Source organism: Bradyrhizobium manausense (assembly GCF_018129685.1).
In the GTDB taxonomy this organism is placed as follows: domain Bacteria; phylum Pseudomonadota; class Alphaproteobacteria; order Rhizobiales; family Xanthobacteraceae; genus Bradyrhizobium; species Bradyrhizobium manausense_D.
Map to the genome: position 1 here is coordinate 1 of NZ_JAFCLG010000012.1, position 17,196 is coordinate 17,196.

General features: G+C 58.8%; 8 protein-coding genes and 2 pseudogenes. 5 read left to right on the forward strand and 5 right to left on the reverse strand.

The annotated features are described in order from the left end of the window. Nucleotides 1-14 precede the first annotated feature (14 nt). Nucleotides 15-314 carry a hypothetical protein gene (locus JQ621_RS24375; RefSeq protein WP_212237438.1) on the reverse strand — a complete coding sequence of 100 codons (300 nt, stop codon included), beginning with the start codon at nucleotides 312-314 and terminating at the stop codon, nucleotides 15-17. Here JQ621_RS24375 and JQ621_RS24380 point away from each other — a divergent pair. Beyond that, on the forward strand, nucleotides 289-10,341 hold the full coding sequence (locus JQ621_RS24380) for a beta strand repeat-containing protein (protein ID WP_212237440.1): 10,053 nt from the start codon (nucleotides 289-291) through the stop codon (nucleotides 10,339-10,341). The two genes, JQ621_RS24375 and JQ621_RS24380, sit on opposite strands and share 26 nt — an antisense overlap. Before the next feature lie 2 nt (nucleotides 10,342-10,343). After that, entirely contained in the window at nucleotides 10,344-10,607 is a 264-nt protein-coding gene (locus tag JQ621_RS24385) for a hypothetical protein (protein WP_212237441.1), read from the forward strand. Between the two features lie 748 nt (nucleotides 10,608-11,355). On the opposite strand, the gene JQ621_RS24390 is transcribed toward JQ621_RS24385, so the two are convergent. The 3 genes and pseudogenes from JQ621_RS24390 to JQ621_RS24400 all read right to left on the reverse strand — a co-directional run. After that, nucleotides 11,356-11,937: a hypothetical protein gene (locus JQ621_RS24390; protein WP_212237443.1), complete on the reverse strand. Its 582-nt coding sequence runs from the start codon at nucleotides 11,935-11,937 to the stop codon at nucleotides 11,356-11,358. 122 nt (nucleotides 11,938-12,059) lie between these two features. Then, nucleotides 12,060-13,112 (reverse strand): annotated as a pseudogene (locus JQ621_RS24395) (ERF family protein); the annotation flags it as partial. After that, nucleotides 13,096-13,575 (reverse strand): annotated as a pseudogene (locus JQ621_RS24400) (YqaJ viral recombinase family protein); the annotation flags it as partial. The pseudogenes JQ621_RS24400 and JQ621_RS24395, both read right to left, overlap by 17 nt. A 174-nt stretch (nucleotides 13,576-13,749) precedes the next feature. Here JQ621_RS24400 and JQ621_RS24405 point away from each other — a divergent pair. The 3 genes from JQ621_RS24405 to JQ621_RS24410 all read left to right on the forward strand — a co-directional run bounded on the left by JQ621_RS24405 (nucleotide 13,750) and on the right by JQ621_RS24410 (nucleotide 15,473). Continuing rightward, nucleotides 13,750-14,784 carry a DNA-methyltransferase gene (locus tag JQ621_RS24405; RefSeq protein WP_212237453.1) on the forward strand — a complete coding sequence of 345 codons (1,035 nt, stop codon included), beginning with the start codon at nucleotides 13,750-13,752 and terminating at the stop codon, nucleotides 14,782-14,784. Next, the gene (locus JQ621_RS36040; protein ID WP_409334242.1) at nucleotides 14,747-15,148 is read left to right on the forward strand and encodes a DUF5681 domain-containing protein; all 402 of its coding nucleotides are present in this window, start codon (nucleotides 14,747-14,749) and stop codon (nucleotides 15,146-15,148) included. The genes JQ621_RS24405 and JQ621_RS36040 overlap by 38 nt, the downstream gene beginning before the upstream one ends. Before the next feature lie 139 nt (nucleotides 15,149-15,287). After that, nucleotides 15,288-15,473 carry a hypothetical protein gene (locus tag JQ621_RS24410; RefSeq protein ID WP_212237455.1) on the forward strand — a complete coding sequence of 62 codons (186 nt, stop codon included), beginning with the start codon at nucleotides 15,288-15,290 and terminating at the stop codon, nucleotides 15,471-15,473. A gap of 883 nt (nucleotides 15,474-16,356) precedes the next feature. Here JQ621_RS24410 and JQ621_RS24415 read toward each other — a convergent pair. After that, a complete protein-coding gene (locus JQ621_RS24415) occupies nucleotides 16,357-17,175 on the reverse strand; it encodes an efflux RND transporter periplasmic adaptor subunit (RefSeq protein ID WP_212237457.1) in 819 nt (272 codons plus the stop codon). Between the last annotated feature and the right edge of the window lie 21 nt (nucleotides 17,176-17,196).

Sequence of the window (17,196 nt, forward strand, 5' to 3'; positions counted from 1 at the left end):
CTTGCGGACGGCAGCTACAGCATCAAGGCCAACGTCTCGGATGCGGCCGGCAACGCAGCGCCGACGGCGAGCCAGGCGATTGCGGTCGAGACGGTTGCTCCGACGGTGTCGATCAGCACCACGGGCGCGACGACGAACCAGGCGACGCAGACGATATCCGGAACGGTGACCGCGGCCCCGGGCGAAGCTGCGGTCGGATCGTCAGTGACATTGTTCGACACCGTGAACGGTGTCACCACCCAGGTCGGGACCGCGACGGTCGGCAGCGGCGGAGCCTGGAGCACCAGCGTGACGCTGGCGGGCAACGGCAGCAACAGTATCGTGGCCAAGGACACCGATGCGGCCGGCAATACCGGCACAAGCTCGGCGGTAATATTCAACGCTGTTGCGGGGCGCTGGGGTAATCCGTCAGGCGGAAGTTGGACCACTGCCGCGAACTGGAGCATTGGAACCGTTCCGGGCCCGAGCACCGACGTTGCGTTCGAACCCGTGGGAGCGACCTCGCTTTATGTTGTGACGATTCCCGCATCCGCAGTAATCGCCGTCAACACGATCACGTTGGACGACCCGAACGTCACCTTGCTCGACCAGGCAAATCTCACGATCACCGGCTCGCTGGTCGAGACCGCCGGGAATTTCGAAATTTCAAACGGCGGATCGCTTTCGGTCGGCGGCGGTGCCTCCCTGCTGATCGATTTTGCCGGATCGGGCGGCAGTCTTGTTCTCGGCTCGTCGCCGGGATTTTCCGGAACCATTGACGCGATCTCGACCGCGACCGGCGCGGTGACGATTTCCGGCTCCGGAAACGTAACAACAACCAGCGGCGACGCAGTCGATCTGCAAGGCTCGAGCGGAACGCTGGCGAGCCCGGCCAGTCTGAAGGTTTCACTCACCGGCACGATCACGGGTGCCGCCAACGGCATCCTCGTCGTCCAGAACGCGGTTGGAGATGTCGAGGTCGATTCCGCCGCGTCCGTTGTGGGCGGAGCAGGTAACGGGATTCTGGCCGAGATCGGCGCCACCGGTAGCGGCAACATCACGGTGAACGCGACCGGAAGCGTGAGCGGAAGCGGCACCGGCATGAACGGCGTGCTGGCCGAAAATCTCGATGCCTCGAACGTCGGCAACGTCACGGTGACCGCAACTGGCGGGGCCAGCGGCAATGTGTTTGGCATCGAAGCTTTGACCTATGGCAACGGCAAAGTTTCGGTCGAGGCAGGCGGTGCGGTTACCTCAAGCAAGCAATATGGCATTCGCGCACAGAGCTACGGCAGTGGCAACGTCTCGGTCGTCACGGATGCGGGGTCCACCATCAACTCGGCTGGGTCCGGCATCAACGCGATCAACCAGGATCCAATCATCGCTTCAGGCGTCGGCACCACCGTTTCCGTCACGGCAAACGGAACCATCAATTTCGGCGCAACCCTGAATTTGAGTGGCGCCGCACCCTCGGGAATTGTTGCGGGCTTTTACGGTGTCAACGGAACGACGAATACCGCCATCAACGGCAATGTCCTCGTCACGAACTTCGCCGATATCACGCAGACCAGCGGCTTCATCGGCTACGGCATCGACGCCTATAACGATGGGAACGGCAACGTCACCGTGAATGACGCAGCCGGGACCAACGTCTCGTCAATGCAGAACGGCATCCTCGCCTCCCTGAGCGGAGGCACCGGTGATGTCGCCGTCACCGTCGGCACCGGTGCGACGATCACCGCTAAGTCCGGCACCGGCATTGATGCCCATACCAGCAGCGTCGGCAAGGTCAACGTGGTGATGGCCGCGGGCGATATTATCAATTCCAAGGGTGATGGCATCAGCGCCTACAATCAGGCAGCGGCAATTTCGTCCGCCGCCGGCAGCACAATCAGTGTTTCCGCCTATGGCACCATCAATTCGGGGCCAACGCTGAACGGCAACGGGACCCAACCGGCAGGGATCCTCGTCACCTATAAGGGAGGCGTGAACAACACGCCGAACGCGAACGTTTTTGGCTCGGTGACCATCGACAATTTCGCCAACGTGAACGCAGGCGGTGGCGATGGCATTCGTGCCTCCGACTACGGCATCGGCGACGTCACCATCACCGACGAGGCCAATACGACGATCATTGCTCCGCGCGGGTACGGCGTTCGCGAGAACAACTACGGCTCAGGCAGCGAGTCGGTGACGACGTCGGCCGGCGACTTGATCATTTCAGGTTCGGGCGGCATCAACCTGACGCATCAAGGAACGGCGGTGCCGATTGCGGCCAATAGCTCAATTAGAGTGGTCGCTCACGGTACGGTCTTTTCCGGGACGGTCCTGAATTCATCCGGCTCGCAGCCGCAAGGTATCGTCGCGGGCTATTATGGAGCCAACGGGACCACAAACAATTCGATCAATGGAACGGTCTCGATCGACAACTACGCCAATGTCGTCGCGGCTGCGGGCTACGCCGTTCAGGCCTACAATTGGGGCAGCGGCCCGGTCACCGTCACTGAGGAGTCCGGGACTTCGATCATCGGTGCGCAATACGGCATCGGCGCGTACTCTCTTGGCACCAGCAGTCCGGCGACTGCGATCACCAATAGCGCGACGCCCATATCGAGCGCGACCTTGAGTTTCGCGTCCGTGCCGTCGTCGGTCTTGGCTGGTATGACCGTCTATGACGTCACGACCGGCAAGAGTATCGGCACGGTGGCCTCGACGACCGGTAGCACGATTACGCTGACGGCGAACGCGTCCAACGTCGTTGCCAGCGGCGACACGTTGTCGTTCGGAGATGTGAATATCAACGTCCTCAGCGGCGCGATGATCGCCGCAGGCGCGCAGTATGGCCAGGCCGGCATTGCGGCTAGTACAAATAACGCCGGCAACATTGTGGTCACGACCGCGACTGGCGACATCATAGAGTCCGGAGGCCGCGGCATCACGCTCAACAACGGGGCGACAAGCGCACCAGCCTCCAGCCAAATCTTGACGACCATATACGGGACGATCAACTCCGGATTCGGTGGCGGTGGCGCTACCCCCGGTGGCGTCTGGGCCGGCTACAACGGCGGAACGGGCACGTTTCACGCCGGGGTTGCGGGCAATGTCACGATCGATAACTTTGCAACGATCAACGCGGCCGCGGGCGCCGGGATCGGCACCTATAATTTCGGCGTCGGCAATATCAGCGTGACTGTGGAGACGACATCCGCGATTGCTGCCCCATATCAGGCCGTGTCTGCGTTTGCGCAGGGCGGCGGGAGTGTCACGGTCGTCAATAAGGGGATCATTACCTCATCGACCGGGACCGGCATTGCGGTCGGAACGGGCAGCAGCCTTGCAGGCGCAGGCAGCGGTATCCTCTCCATCGCCAATACCGGGGCCAAGGATCCGAGTGGGAACTTCACGTCGGGAATCATCCAGGCCTTGGGTGCTTCCATCAACGCCGGCGGCATTACGGCTGTCGTGCAAATCAACAATGCCAGCACGCAATCCAGCACTTTCACCAACTCCGGACTCGTTCGCTCGACCCTCTATAGTGCCGGGAGCCCACTGAATTGGGCGATCTCGTCTTATTACGGTGGAAACGCTGCAAACACGGGGGCGGCGACCGTCACCAATTCCGGCGTGATCTCCGGTAACGTCAGCTTGAATGCGGTCTCCTCGGATCCGTTGCACCCCTCTTCCTTCCAGAACCTGGTGGGCGGCGTTTGGAACATCCTGGGGGCGAATTTCTTCAACGGCACAGCCTCAATCACGAACTCCGGGACCATCAATATCGCGGGCCCAAGCCGGATCAGTGGGAGTGCGCTTTCAATTGACAACAGCGGTGTTGTCGACGTTGCCCCAACGGCTGTTGCCCGGATCGAAGTCGCTGTAAAAGGCGGGGGCAGTTTTGACATCGGCGCGCAGGCGGGCCTTGAATTCGTAGCCGCGGTTGCCGCGGGGCAGACGGTCTCCTTTGGCGGTGAGCAAGGCCTGCTCATTCTGGATGCTCCGTCGACCTTCGGCGCTTCGATCGTCGGAGCCGTCGCCGGAGATATCATCCAGGCTGGCCCCGGCTACACACCGCCGTCGGGCTTTAGCAGCTTCTCAGGCAATCTTTGGCTCATGCTGCCGACGTCATCGCCGACGGTGTTGACGGGGTCCTTGGGCTCGCAATCGCTCAACCCGGCGCTGGCGCAGCAGTTCGTCCAATTATCCTCCGCGACGATTTCCTCAAGCACTGCGAGTGGCCTGAACATTTTCGCGTTTGACAGCGACCCGACGCACACGCTGTTCACCTCGATCGACCAGTCTTCGTCGATCCTCGTGACCGGCTCATTTACCGGCGCTAACTTCGCAACGGATGGTGCCAACATCGCCGTCTTTAATGCGGGCGTTATCTCATCCACAGCCGGTATCGGTCTGTCGGCGACCTCTGGATCTGGGGCGACCACGATCGATGATTTCGCCAGCATCAGCGGTCTGACCGGGATCCGAGCCGTGGCCGGGGGAGCAGCTTACACCAACGCTGCGACGCCGACCACGAGCAATACGCTCAACTTCACGAGCACACCGGGATCAATTGTCGCTGGTCTCTCCGTCTATGACGAAACGACCGGAAAGAGCATCGGGACGGTACAATCGACAACGAGCACGACGGTCGTCCTGGCTGCTAACGCAGCGAATGCCGTCGGAAATGGCGACACGCTATCCTTCGGTGCGCCAACCCTGGTTACGAATGCTGCAACTTCGATCCAAAGCAATATCTTGAGTCTTATTGCGACGCCGTCATGGGTTGTGCCCGGCACGTCGGTCTATGACGAAACGACCGGGAAGGTCATAGGTACAGTGTCATCGACGAAGGCGACGACGGCGACCCTGACCGCGAATGCTGCCAACCCGGTCGGCAACGGCGATACGCTCGCTTTCGCCGGGCCAATATCGATCAACGTCGGACAATCCGCCCTCGTCAGCGGACCGACCGCGACCCCCAACGCTGCGACCACGACTGCCAGCAATACGTTGAGCTTTGCGTCGTCTTTGTCGTGGATTGCAGCCGGCATGACTGTTTATGACGTGACCACCGGCCAGGCTGTTGGCACGGTGTCCTCGACGTCGGGCACGACGGTGACGCTGACCGCAAATGCAGCCAGTCCGGTCGGCCCTAGCGAAATGTTGTCGTTCCTGGCATCGGGATCGCAAGGAATCGTTGCCCAGTCGTCCTCTGGCAGCGTCAATGTGAACACGGGGTCGCTGGTCAACATCGTTGCTGGCGGTAACGGCATCAACGTTCAAAATCGGGGCAAGCTCGTTGCGCCCAGCGCGTTGACTGTGGACGCAGCCGGCAACATCTCCTCCGGCCTGGTCAGCGGAGGCGGGCCCGCGGCAATTCAGGTCGGTTATTTCGGCGGAACAAGTGCGCCGTCGAGCATTCCAAACCCGCCATTGTCGGGGATCTTTGGCGATGTGACGATCGACAGCGCCGCCACGATCGCCGCATACACGGGCGGCGGCATCAACGCGTTCACTTATGGAACAGGCAATATCTCTGCCTCCAACTCGGGTTCGATCACGGCCACGGCGGCAGGCAATACCAACGGTGCGGCCGATCCGATCACAGGTCTCTTCAATCCAACCACAGCCCAAGTGGGCATCAACGTCGTCAACTACGGTGGCGGCAACGTCACACTCGTTACCACCGGCTCGGTTACTTCGGGAAGCACCGGAATCTATGCATCGAACGCGGCCGTAGGATCCCAGACGACGCCCGTCGGAACGCATGCGTCGCCGGTTGCTGTCACCGTTGTTGCGAACGGCCCGATCAATTCCGGTCCTTATCTACCCAACGGCGGAAACGCTCCGGGCGGCATTATCGTCAACATCGATCCGGGCAACATCCTTGGCTACAATGGCTATGTCGATGGCGATCTCCTTGTGAGCGCCTCCGGAAGCAGCATCAACGCTCAGGCGGGAGATGGCATCCGTGCAATCAACCACGGCCAGGGCAACGTTACGGTCTATATTGGCAACAACGAGACGATTACAGCACTTAATACCGCCACCGGCGCATCGGCAAACCTTTCACCTTACGCTATCCAACTGATTGCTGATGGTCCTGGTGACATAAACGTGTCGACATCGAGCGGCGATGTCATCTCGTCTGGCAGCTCGGCGATCAACGCGACCCAGCAAGCCACCGCGATCGCTACGGCGGCCAACGTCCGTGTTGCGGTCAATGCAGCGGGCACGATCAACGCCGGCAACATCCAAAACGACAGCGGGGGCACACCGGCCGCCATCAATGCCGGGTTCTACAACGCTGGTGCAGCGGCACCGAATGTCAACGGCACTGTAATCATCAACAATTCGGCGACCGTCGTCGCCGCCGCTCGAGGTCTATCCGGGTACAACTACGGAAACGGCGACGTCACCATCAATGACAGCGCCAATGTGACCGTTACCGGCGACAATGTTAGGGCTAGCTCGACCACAACGACAACCACTCAGGTTGCGGAATACGGCATCCAGGCAGCCACTTGGGGAGAAGGTAGCGGCAAGGTTGCGGTCAACGTCTATTCGGGAGCGATCAGCGCAACCGCGACGCCTACCGGCACCGTCGCCGCCGGAACCTTGACGTCGAGCGCGACGCTTAGCTTCGGCTCGACGCCGTCGGGGATTGTGGCTGGCATGACTGCTTACGACGTGACGACCGGTCGCGCTGTCGGAACCGTATCTGCCACGGCCGGAACGACCGTGACGCTCGCATCGAACGCGGTTGCGCCGGTTGCAAATGGCGACATGTTGTCGTTCTTCGCGGCGATCACCGGCTCAGCTGCTGCGGCGACGTCGACCTCGAGTGCGACGCTCAATCTTGGTTCGACACCATCTGGAATCGCGGCCGGCATGACGGTGTACGATCTCGCCAACGGTCAGGCAGTCGGCACCGTGTCTTCGACCACGGGGACGACGGTCGCATTGACTGCCAACGCTGCTGCGGCCGTCGCGAGCGGCGATGTTCTTTCCTTCACGACGCCGATTACACATCAGGTTTATGCTGTCTTCGCAGAGAGCACCGATAGCGGCAATATCTCGGTCACTACCAGCCCCGGCACGAGCATCTACTCGAGCGGAGTTGGAATAAACGCCACCAACCAGGGATCGCCAATTGCGCTTGCCACACTGACTGCGACCACGACCGCCGCGACCGCGACCACAAGCCATACCTTGAATTTCGCGACGGCTCCGACGTGGATCACGCTTGGTGCACCTGTCTACGATGTCACTACCGGGAAGGCGATCGGCACGGTGTCATCAACCAATGCTACGACGGTGACCTTGACGGCGAACGCGGCAAATGCGGTCAACCAAGGTGATTCGCTATCGTTCGCTCAGCTTGTAACCACAAATGCCTCAACTCCAACTTCAAGCAATACCCTGACATTCACTTCCACGCCGGCCTGGATCGCGACCGGCATGACGGTCTACGACATCACTACAGGCAAGACCGTTGGTACGGTGTTGTCAACGACGGGCACGACTGTGACGCTTGCGGCCAACGCGGCCACCCCTGTTGGCAATGGAGACGCGCTCGCGTTTCCCGAGATTGCCACCGCTACGGCTGCGACCTCGACGTCAAGTCAGACGCTTAGCCTTGCCGTGACGCCATCATGGATCGAAACCGGCATGACTGTCTATGATGACACGACCGGTGCCGCGATCGGCACGGTTTTATCGACGACGGGCACCACGGTCGTGTTGGCGGCCAATGCGTCCAGCGCGGTCGCTAGCGGGGACGTGCTGTCGTTCGCATCAAGCTCAATCGTGGTGACATCAAGTTCCACGATCACTTCCGGAAATGTGCTGACGGGTACCGGAGCTCCGCCAGCCGGCATCATCGCATCCTATCTGGGGGGCGACGCTATTCCCGCAGTGACCCCGGTCATCGGCGTCGACGGCTCCGTGACCGTCAATAATTTCGGTAACATCACGGCGGCGGCCGGAGACGGAATTCGAGCTGTTACTTACGGCATCGGCGACATCACCGTTAATGACGGTGCGGGGACGATCACAGCTCTTGGCGGGCCCACCCCCACGAACGGCTTCGGCGACGGTATCGATGCAAGAGCCTGGGGGCCAGGTAACATCTTGGTGACAACGACTAGCAGCGTGACGATCAATGCGGGTAGTTCAGGCATCTCGGCCGTAAACTATGCTCCATCGACCGGCAACAGCTACGCAGTTCCGTCGACCAGCCAGATTACGGTCATAGCCTATGGTACGATCAACTCAGGTTTGATCCCGACTCTCAGCGGCGGCGCACCTGCAGGCATTCTGGCCGGATATAATCCAGGTGTTTCCGGCTCGAACCCGGTTGATGCCGTCAATCCGCTCGTCGCGGGCAACGTTCTCGTCCAGGATTACGCGTCGATCACTACTGCGGCGGGAACCGATGGTATCCGGGCATTCAACTATGGCACCGGGTCAGTCAGCGTTATCGTCGAAGCAGGTGCGACGATCGCCAACGCGCAATATGGCGTGGCAGGTTTCGCATATGGCGGCGGCAACGTCAGCATTACCAATTATGCCAGCATCAGCGGCACGGCGGCAGCGATCGATGCCGGAGCCGCTGGCGCTGGCGCGATCCTGATCGACAATTACGGAACGGTTGCGGATGCCGTAGTTTCAAGTGCAGCTGCGGTCACTCTCGACAACCAGAGCGGCGGAATCTGGACTGTCACCAACCACAGCTCTTTCGCGAGCCCGACGACGCTGATCAACAATGGGTCGTTTGCCATCAACGGCACTGCGTTGATGGTCAGCGGCCTATCCGGCACCGGGACCATCTCGGTGAGCAACAACGGATCGCTCGAGGTCGGAACGACCGGCGGTGCTGCGGCCGGCAGCATCACCATCGATAGCGGGGTGACGGCAACCCTGGCCGGCACCTATGGCTCGACGAGCTTTGTCGACAATGGCACCGTCGTCTTGAATGGGGCAACGTCGCTCACTGTTCTCAGTGGGAGCGGTCAGATCGAGATTGGGGTCGGCGCAAACCTGACGATCGCCTCGGTCGCGGCATCGGCGCCTTCGATTGCCTTCCAGGAATCCGGCACATTGACATTGTCGAGCGCGGATCTCGACGGGACGCTCACTTTCTCGCCCACCATTTTGGGTCTCGATGGCACCGACAAGCTCGACTTCATCGACCCCACCAGCTCGATCACGAGCGCATTTTGGAACGCCAACATCCTCACTCTCGAGAGCGGGGCGACTCCCGTCGCTTATCTGCACCTATCCGGTAACTACGCCAATTCGACCTTCACAGTGACTCACGCCAATGGCATCAGCCAGATCGTCGATCCGCCGGCAGCCAGACATGTCATAACGGATGGTGCTCTGCTTGAGCTGAGTGCGCCAAGCTCCGATAAGGTCAGTTTCGCAGGTGCGGGTGTACTTGTGCTCGATCAACCCGCGAGCTACGCGGGGCAGATCTCCGGCTTCTCGAACTCCGACGTGCTGACACTGAAGGGCTTCGACGCAGCCCATACGACAGCGGACGCGAGCTATAATCAACAGAACGACACCACGGCCCTCACTGTCAGTGACACATCCGACCATCACGCAGTGTCTCTGATTCTAGACGGGGGCTATTCCTCGACCACATTCAACCTGACGGCTCACGAGAACGGTGGTGTCGATATCACGACTTCGCCGGAGACGGTGCCCGTTGGTGGAGAGCTCGAGTTGAATCGTGCATCGAGCGACACCATCACTTTCCGAGGCGGAACAGGCATTCTTGTGATCGACCAGCCTCAGAGCTTCACTGGGGACATTGCCAAGTTTGCTGGCACGGCGCCCGACGAGGTGCATTCTGATGTTATTGATGTTCGCAATATCGATTACGAATCGTCAAATTTCGAAGAGGCATACAATGCTTCCACGGGTGTTCTTAGCTTAACCGACGGCTTTCACAGCGCGACCATCAGATTCGATGATTTCCATGGCACGCTAAACTTTGCTTCTGACAATCGTGGCGGTACGTTGATTACCGATCCGCCCGCGACGTCGGTGCCGCCAAGCGATGCCCCAGCGATTGCAAATAGCGATCAATTTGTGTTCAAGACCTTTGCCGGGGGGCAGCTAGCTTCCGAACACTCAGGACGGAGCGAGAACGTCGACTTTGAGCATCGTGCCTCAGACCCCAGTGATCTCGCCGGCTTTAAAATGTGGCTATTTGATCACAAGACCTCTTCGGCAGAAGATTCGTTGATCAATTCGAATTTAGACAGAGAGCACATTGACGCGGACATGATGCTTCTGAAGAAGGTGGCGTTGGTAAGCGTGCACTCCAACGATTTTGTGTTGCCCATTGCGAGCTGATTGTGGTCGTTGAAGTCGCCGAACAGTGGGGTTTTGGAGGATTAACATTGGAGCCGTCACTTGATCTTCTCGAAGTTCGCCGAGAACTGATAACGCTGCGCTCCCGTTATTCGCACGAGGTCAACGTCACTATTGTAATTAACAAATTACTTGCAAAAATTGCTCATTTGCGCGAACCGGAAAATATACAGCATGAGAAGCGCCTTCAAGAGATTATAGCCAAGACTGTGCATGCCGTCGAAGACATGTCTTCATACAGGTTCTGAGCACGAAGTCCGTGCCTCTGCGCCAAAGTTCATTGGTTTGCGAAGAACCTGCGACATGTACGAAGATTTATTGGTGCAATTTATGGTTCTGGCCTAAACAGAGCTGCCGATAGGGTCTCGTCGTTGTGAAGCGCTCATATCGGAGGAGGCGATCGACTCAGTTGCGCCCGGGCACGACAGACGGAGCTCTCAACCCCCAGAAGAGTCACATTGCAGGTTCTAAGATTGGGTGACCATTCTAGACGACCGTCGCCCGGTCGAACTCTATGCTGGCGCGTGCCTAAAGCTTGGCCGGGTGATTTCAAAAGTCTCGGTACTCGCTTCGACCGACATAATATTATTCGTGCGCATGGCCTCGGAAGCATAGTCGGGACAGCTACTGTTTTCGGCCTATCGGCGGCTTCTTGTTCAATCGGCGAGCTTTCGTGCTATAGTTTGCATGCGGTCGGTGCCCGCCGGTCGCCAATAATTTTAGTTTCTACTGCCGCCGGCCAAAAGTCGGCGGAGTTTTCTTTGCCGAATTATAGCAGGACTTTCGATCGGTAGCCTGCCCGAGTGCAAGGTGCAATCTGATTGTGCGGTAGCGTTTATGTTGACGAGGATTGAGTTGGTTAATATGAGCGGCCACTCAAGCTCGTTGACCGCCGTACGTTCGTCTGCGGTAAGGCGGACCGCAGATACGCAGATCGTCCTTGCGTCAATCAATCCATCAACTGAGAATGACATCTTCATGCAATCAATTTGGTTTCTAGGCTTGTGGTGAAGTTGCGAAATGAAAGTCCCGCTTTCGCAAATTGTTTAGCTCCTTCAACAGTAGCAGCCGTCGAAGCTGAGCGCCGTTAAGCAGCGTTTCGAAGAAGGACGAGGCCTCGCGCGACTGGATATAGACTTCCATGCTGACAGCGTGATCGTCAAATCCATGTGAAGCTAAACGGGCCTCGATGCTATGCGCGGCGATAGGGTCGGATTGCCAATCTAAAGCGTTCCGAACCGTGTAGAGCTCGGCGGTTTCCTCGAATTCCGGCGCAATACCTGCAAGATCAATGCGACGGAGCATGGCCTCGACGGCCTTTCGTCGGTTGATGCTCAGCAGCCGCTGACGTAACCGGCGGTAGCGCTGCATTTCCCAAGAGGGCTCGGCGATATCGATGGCAAGGAGCCATTCGATTGCCGACTTTGGGGCGATGTCCTGGAAGATCGCGGCCTGAAGTGCACGATATCTGTCAAGGCTCTCTCCGGGTAGTAGTTGAGGTGGCGGACACAAAACCTCGAATTCAAGGGGGAAAGCGACGATAGATTGTGGTCGGCACTTCTCGAAAGGTCCATTCATCGTCGCTGACTCCCTAATGCCTCCGGCGACTTGGAGCTATAGTGGTCCAATCGCGTTTCATCAGTCATATGTGCTGGGCTAGCGTCCCAAAGATCCTTTGCGATGGGCAAGGGGGAGATCTACAGATCGTTCCACCAAGATTTTTCATCGCCATGTCGATGAAGAGCTTGGTGGTGCAATCGGCAGAGCGGAACGGTGAATTCGTCGCTGACCTTACGACCCAGTGTTTTGGCTTGGGCGAACTTCAGGTGGTGGGCATCAGCAGGGCTTGTCTTGCAAACCAGACAAGCTTGGCTGCGTACGAACGCTAGATGCGCCTTGCTGCGTTTCCGCGGGGGTTCCTTTGGAAAGGCAAGGCCGACCGGTGGTTCTGCAGGGATGGAGTCGTCGGCGAGCGGGCCTTCCGATTGGTGTTGCCCGTTGTGCGACTCACCTATCAATTCGATCGTCGGTTGGTCTGCCAGATTGAGTTCAGGACGAGCAGCAGCCTCAAATCGCGTCTGGTAAGAGGCCTCAAGAATGCGCGCGTCCGCCTCCAGGAGCGTATTCTTGAGGGGGAGGCTGGCTTTGGCCCAATCGAGCAAACTGTCGTTCCCGTCTTGGGAGGCTAACTCGGCGAGCAGGCGTTCCAGGAGCTCTGCGGAGCGTTCGGGATGCAAAATCGAAGGGCGGTTGAGAACTCCCTTGGGCGGCTTCCCTTTCGGTCCTGGGGCGGTTAGTGGCTCGGGAGCGGCTGGGGGTCCGACAATGACATCAGGCGCATCGAGATCGTCTTCTCCCGCGATTCCGACCAGGGCAAACAGGGCATAGCGACGCGCGTAGGTGAGGGCCGCTCCCATCCGATGCGGGGCTTCGATATCCTTTGAGTTACAGACCGGCCAATCCGAGGAGACCCACTCGCCTGAGGCATGCGCGAGCAAGGTAGTGAGGTGGATCTGGCCGCCAAGTTGCTCGATACGGGTGGTTTGGATCGTCGCAATCTCCTGCTGGCTTAGGGTCTTCCGTACGATGTCCAAGCCAGAGGCTAGGGAGGCATAGCGGAAGGTCCGGTCTTGCTCACGCGGAAAGGGTGAGCGGATGATGGCCGTCAGGGCCTTCTCCGGGTTCATCAACCGCGCCTGGGCCCTGGCAAGGGCGGCGGCAATGGTGCCGATACGCTCACTGGACCGGTGCATTGGATTCCTCCATCATCTGCGCTTCGAAGCTAATAGCACCGGACTTCGAACGCTTAGCCTTGATGCCGTGGCCTGTTGCCTCCTTGGCGTCCTCCGGCATGGCCTTTTTCAGGTCGGCCTTGGCCGCTTCATGCTCGCCATGCGCTTCTCGTGTGCGTAGATACGTGGCCGCCAGTTCTGCCCACTGATTGGAGGCAGACATATCGACGACCTTGACGGCCTCCAGCCTGGGGCGTGGGGTCTCGATGTTGAACAGCACGGGTCGCTCGCCGGTCTGGACACACCGCCAGAACTTCTTCTCCGCAGTGAGTAGTAGATGTTGATATAGCGGGTCGGCGTGGACCTTGATCTCAACCCACTTGCCTCCGCCGGTGATGATCGAGAGTACCGCGTTACGAGCGGCGATGACCCACATGTTGTGTTGCAGCTGCGCCATGTGCTTGTCTGCCGCCGCTTCATCGGTAATCCGAGAATTCGGTTTCGTGATGCCGGTGATTGTTGATCACAGCGGCCAAATTGTCATCGGTCACGGCCGGGTGCTGGCAGCCAAGAAGTTGGCCATGCCCCGCATCCGGTTGTGGAGATTAGGCACCTATCAGCGGCGCAGCTCAAGGCTCTTCGGATTGCAGATAATAAGTTGGCGCAGAACTCACATTGGGACGAGCGGCTCCTAGGTGAAAGCCTGCTGGAACTGCAAAATCTGGCACGCGACTTCGATCTGTCGATCACAGGTTTTTCCTTGCCGGAGATCGACCTGGCAATCCAGAAGCTGACCGATCCCGTTATCGCGGACCCAGACGCTGGTGCTGGCTTGGAGACGGGGGTGAATGTCTGCCAGTTTGGAGAGGTTTGGGAGCTGGGCTCCCATCGCATTTACTGCGGCGACGCCACCACCGATAAGACATTCGCCCGTCTCATGAAAGAGGAGCGGGCTCAAGTTGTGTTCACCGACCCGCATTGCAACGCCTGTATCGACGGGCATGAGTCAGGAAAGGAAAAGGTGCGGCACCGCGAGTCCGCGCAAGCCGCTGGCGGCTTGAGCCGCGAGGAATTTGTGGGGTTCCTGACCAAGGTCTGCACTCATCTCAAGGCGCATACCGCGGATGGTGCCGTCCACTATATCACCATGGACTGGAAGCATCTCGACGAGCTTCTGACGGCAGGTCGCGCAGTCTATTCCGAGCTTAAAGACATCGTAGTCCGGACCAACGACAACCCCGGCACAGGGTCGTTGTACCAGTCTCGACATAAACTCATATGCGTCTTCAAGTCGGGCGCCGGGCCGCACATCAATAACATTCTATCGCGCAAGAATGGTCGCAACCGCACGAATGTTTGGGAATATCCCAGCGCCAGCAATCAGGCTCGCAAGGGCAAGAATGTAGTGAAGTTGCACTCGACCGTGACGCCGGTGTCCATGGTTATGGATGCTCTGCTCGACTGCTCGAACCGCGGTCATCTGGTGCTTGATTGCTTCTTAGGTAGCGGCACCACGCTGCTTGCAGCCGAGCGAACCGGACGCATATGTCGTGCGATCGAGCTCGATGGACTCTACGTCGATACTGCAATTCGCCAATGGCAGAACTTAACTGGCGCAACCGCGCGCCGCATGTCCGACGGAAAATCCTTCCGTGATGTGGAAGCTGAGATTGAAGGAAATAAAGTTGAATAGCGAGCAAAACAACCAATCTCGGCGTGGCCGGCCGCGAAGAGATACTCGGTTCAAGAAAGGGCAGTCCGGCAACCCGAAAGGCAGGCCTAAGATAATAGCCAAGGAGTGCGATCCCGGGAAAAGTCTTCAAGCGGTCGACAGCGAGCTGATCGCTGTCAAAGACGACGGCAGAACGGTGTGGATCACCAAGGCGGAAGTTTTCATCCGGCAATTGTTCACAAGAGCCATCAGGGGAACATCAAGGCATCAAGAGTGGTCTTCGCGATGGCGTCGGAATACTTCGCGCCCGATGCGGAAGGGCCCCACAAATCGTATTCAAGCCACCACGCGAGCATTCCAAACCAAACGCAATCAACTGAGGTGAGACTGTGACCAACACAGATCAAGACGTACGCCGCAGGCATAGAAGAAGGCCTGATCGACGCAGACCGAAAAAACCCAAACTTCCTCCGCTTTCGATAGCAGCCCATTTTCGAAGGTTAGCATGGGAGGACATCGAACTCATGGCAGATGGCAAGCCGGTGAGGATGTCGCGCTGGGATGCATACATCAAACTCTACACGATGGCTCTGAATAAAGATGATGGAGCGGCCGCGCTTATCAAGAAAATTCGCAAGAAATTTCCTGGCGAGCAATTACCTGGTGAGATCATCGTGTTCCATCTTAGCGAAGAGGACATGCGGCTGTAGGATGCGCCCAGCATACTGTTGACGCCGTTATGAGCCGCGATCAGATATCGATGGCAATACGCACGGCTGGCACGCTGCGACGACACTACTCCCGTGAGCAAATTGCCTTGCCGATCCTTATGTCCTATTTTGGAAAGAAACGATCGCCATCGCGACGCCTTGCGAGGACCCAAGCTGCAGCGTTCAGCATCAGCGCCGGACCAAGTCCGCTTTTAGCTAGCTGCTTCATATAGCCAAATTCGTTTTCAATAACCGAGCGTTGCTCAGGACGGACGGTTGGGCTGCTACCAGTGCCAGACCCGGCGCTCGGCTTGTTATACAAGTGGGCGTTTGATCAGACTGTTGAGATCTAGCGCAGTACAACTGCAGAGGGGGGAGACTGCCTGGAGTTCCAACCCTGTTAAGGTCGTCCCGAGACCTGTTACGAGTGGTTTTTCGTCCTGTTAATAAGGTTAACCATCCCTGTTCCGCAAAGCTAGTTGCGCGCCCGTCATGCAGCTCAAAGTGTTGATTTAACGTAAGATTCTTTCGTCTTAAATTCGTTAATGCACTCTGATTTGCACTTTTACATCGTACCAGTCACCTGTTGCGCTTTTCTCACTACCGGAATCGATCGCCTGTTCTGGCGCGCCTAGGCCGAGAACGGTGGCGGCGCGGGGGTCCGTTTACGCAAGCCCTCGCGCTAAATCCGGAGTGCTTCAGGCCGCAACTATCGGTTTGCGGCACGCTCTTCCGGTCGCATCCGGGCCTAGTCTTTAAACAGAACATGCGCCGGCGCGCTGTCCCTGCTTGCCGTTTCGCGTCAACCGGCGCCACATGAACAATTGGCTTGTCGACAAACCGCGGGCGACAACGGCCGCTGGCACACGAATGACGACAGACATTACTCTCGGTGCGTGAGTGTCCTGCCGCCAAACTTCACGCTGCAATGGACGCCGGCTGGAATCGCGGCTCCGGGATTTGGCAATCTGAGCTGCACCAGGAACAATCCGCTGGCAGCATCGATCTGCGGATCTTTCGTGATCACGACGCCTTCGCGTGCTCCGCCCTGCGGCTCCTGCGGCGTGACCACAGCCGACATCCCCATCGCTACCAGGGGATAGGCCTTCGCCGGCAGATACACATCGACGGTGAGCGGATCGATTTCGGTGACGGTTGCGACCGGGTTGGTGGAATCGGCATATTCGCCAGCGTGAAGCTCGACCGATGTCACGACGCCTTCGGCGGGCGCTCTGAGAATTCGGCGGTCGAGCATCCCCTCCAGCCGGGCCAGCTCGAGAGCCGCTAGTTCCTTGTCGAGCCGCGCCTGCTCGATCTCTTCCTTGGCCACGGAGGCCGCGGCTTCGGCTTCTTCGAACGCCTGCTCGGAGGTGACGGCGGCCACCTTGAGCTTGCGCTGACGCTCCAGCTTGGCGGCCGCGGCGCTGTAAACCGCTGTCTTCAGGCGAATGGCGACGTCGGTCGTGGCCCTCACGCGGGCCGCGTCGACCTGTGCCTGCTCAACGACCGATTCGAGCTGCGCAATGACCTGTCCCTTCTTGACCAGGTCGGCCCGTTTGACCGCAACAGAGGCGAGAGGACCGGGGATCGACATCGCCAGTTTGTAGATATGAAAAGGCGTGATCAGGCACGAGGCGCGCGCGGCGTAATCATCCAGGGACTCGGCTCGCGCCGCGGGCATCAGCAGGAAGGCCGCAAACAATCCCGACAGTGCGCGCCATGC